This window comes from Herbiconiux daphne (genome assembly GCF_024979295.1).
Taxonomy (GTDB): domain Bacteria; phylum Actinomycetota; class Actinomycetes; order Actinomycetales; family Microbacteriaceae; genus Herbiconiux; species Herbiconiux daphnes.
In genome coordinates, this window is the sequence record NZ_JANLCJ010000328.1 from 1 (window position 1) to 762 (window position 762).

The following is a 762-nucleotide window of genomic DNA, read 5'->3' on the forward strand; positions in this document are numbered from 1 at the left end:
TATCATTGCGAAACAATTAGCACGGTAACGGTAACGAGGGCAACGGCTAGGGTTCGATATCGAATCAGATAAAAATATATTTGTCAATCTTTAATTAGACCTTGTAATATACGATAGCTTGTCTTATAATATGTGAGTAGTTCAGGTGTATATTTATCATGTTAATTAATGAGGTAAATTATGTTAGGTGAAATTTGTAGGCAATTCAGAATTGCAAATCATATCAAGTTACGTGAAATAGAGGGTAACCCAAACATTAAAACCTTATCCGGTTTTGAAATGGGGGTTAACTTGAGTTCTAAACATTTCGTTAAATATTTACGTTATGCTTTAGAACATAACTTACTTAATGATTTAAATACTCGCATTGCAGAGGGTTTAATTAATGGGGAGGATAAATAATGGCACGTTCAAAGATTCATAATCAGTTAGTAGAAGATACCCGCATTAAACCGGAGTTCCGCAAAGAGGTATCACGTAAAGCGTCACTGGCTAACAAGCGTTTGGCACGTCTGGAAAAGAACGGGTTAACCGATTCGCCAGCATACCAGAAGTTTATGGAGGGAGGCGGGGAACGTTTCTCTATTCGTGGTAAAACTGGTTCCGAACTGACAAAGGAACTGATAAAGATTAATAACTTTATCGAAATGAAAACCTCTACTGTTAAGGGGTTAAATCAGGTGCTCAAAGATACCGCCGACCGTGTAGGCGTGGAATATAAAGACATTAAACAGTTGCAACAATATTCCAGTAAGTTCTTTG

Annotated in this window: 2 protein-coding genes; both read left to right on the forward strand. The window is 37.0% G+C overall.

From position 1 onward, the window contains the following. Positions 1-180 precede the first annotated feature (180 nt). On the forward strand, positions 181-402 hold the full coding sequence (locus tag N1032_RS25015) for a hypothetical protein (protein ID WP_259543264.1): 222 nt from the start codon (positions 181-183) through the stop codon (positions 400-402). Then, the coding region (locus tag N1032_RS25020; protein WP_259543265.1) for a hypothetical protein at positions 402-762 on the forward strand (361 nt) is incomplete at its 3' end. The genes N1032_RS25015 and N1032_RS25020, both read left to right, overlap by 1 nt.